This window comes from Streptococcus oralis, from assembly GCF_001579025.1.
Lineage (GTDB): Bacteria > Bacillota > Bacilli > Lactobacillales > Streptococcaceae > Streptococcus > Streptococcus oralis_X.
The window spans coordinates 1066327-1067918 of the sequence record NZ_KQ970235.1; the positions used below are offsets into that span (position 1 = coordinate 1066327).

At 35.7% G+C, this 1592-nt stretch carries 1 protein-coding gene and 2 pseudogenes; all 3 read right to left on the reverse strand.

Translation table 11 applies throughout. The features are described 5' to 3' along the window. Nucleotides 1–117 precede the first annotated feature (117 nt). Nucleotides 118–312: pseudogene (locus SORDD27_RS05120) on the reverse strand (SDR family NAD(P)-dependent oxidoreductase); the annotation flags it as partial. A gap of 54 nt (nucleotides 313–366) precedes the next feature. Continuing rightward, a pseudogene (locus SORDD27_RS09715) lies at nucleotides 367–770 on the reverse strand (alpha amylase N-terminal ig-like domain-containing protein); the annotation flags it as partial. Between the two features lie 288 nt (nucleotides 771–1058). Then, nucleotides 1059–1592, reverse strand: a 534-nt coding sequence (locus SORDD27_RS05125; protein WP_231069300.1) for an SMI1/KNR4 family protein, incomplete at its 5' end; no start/stop codon positions are given.

Consider the following 1592-nt stretch of genomic DNA (forward strand, 5'->3'; position numbering starts at 1 on the left):
TTTTCTAAAATTTGTAGAAGATTCGAAAAAAGTGAATGTAGATTTAGAACAAAAACAAACAAATTTTTGACACTCAGTTCAATATTATAAAAAAGTTCCTTTTGTAAGGAACTCCTTTTACTTATAATTAAATATCCCCCCAGCCAACTTATCGGCTAACTTGGGAAAGAGGCTATAAAATTTGTGAGCTAAATTGAGCAAAAAAGGAAGATTGAGTTCCCGTTTGTTTTTTCCTATGATTTTGACAATCTTTCTAGCGACTGCATCTGGTTCTAAGAGAAATCGGTCAACCGACTTGAGGTAGGTCCCATCTGACGTCAAATGAGGATTTCCATTAGCAAAGCGTTCTGGGAAAATCTGATACTACACGGTATTTGAAACCCAACTAGGAACCTGACATCCATCAATTTCGTGAACATAAGGAAGTTTAAAGCCATTTCCTTCAGCATCCAAGTTTTCTTGAGTATGTTCCTTATCTACATAAAAATACCCTTACCCTCTTTATCAAGGAGTTCAAAGAGATACTGAATGCGTAAAAAATCAACAGAGACCGTAACCTGCCAATAATCAAGTAAGGCGTCTGAAGTTACTTTGGTCATTTCTTTCTTAGCTTCATACTTATCCTCAATGAAAATAAATGGATCTCCATAATGCAGAATAACCTTCTGAACATCATTTTTCTACGTTCTAATTCGGATATGTAGCCGACCTTCTCTGTAAAGATAAGCATACTCTGATTCTGGTCTATGATAAATGGCTGTCACTTCCATGTCTTGTCTCCTAAAATTAATGAAAAGCAAACGTTTTCACAATCAATGTTTCTAGTATACTATTTTAAGATTCGATTTACAATACTGGGTCAAATTTCGCAAGAAAACAGCTCAAAATAAATTCTGCAGACTAATCCAGAAATTTCAGCACCTATCAATAAAAAGCTCCTAAATTCAGCCTCACAATCTAGTCAATCCGACAAAGGGCAATTTCTTTTAAAACTCTGTCGTACAGGAAGGTTAAACAAATGTTATCTGTTATATTTTGAACTTGATACATTTGTCCGTTCATATGATCTCATCCATTATCTCTTCAATCAACTCCGTAAGACTTTCTGCTACATAGATAATTTCATCAGGGTTATGGATGTAGCAAATAATCTGCCCTTCCTGCCCCTCTCGGTCTGGATCAAAATCCAGCATAAGATAACAAGAGTCACAATACTGAGCAAAAGGAAGCCATTTTTTATTAAAAAGATAGGGCTTAATTCTACTATTACGCATATTTTCCAGATCTTGACTAGAAAAATAATCGGGAAATTCTGTTAACAGAGCATCTCTATTTTGAAAGTATTTTTTACAAGTCTCAATTTCCTGCAGACTCATGAGAGAAAAAGTCAGCTCTCTCTGGTCAATCACACAAGGTAAAATAGAGAGGTACTTACTCCCATTTTTATAGCTATAAAGCTCTTTGAAGTCACTAGGTAGACGAATGCCAAGTATTTCCTCCAAGGCTTGAAGCTCTTCCTCGGAAGCACCAGAAATATTCTGATAATCATCTAGGTATCCCTCTTCCACAGGATCATCCAAATCCCAGTCTTC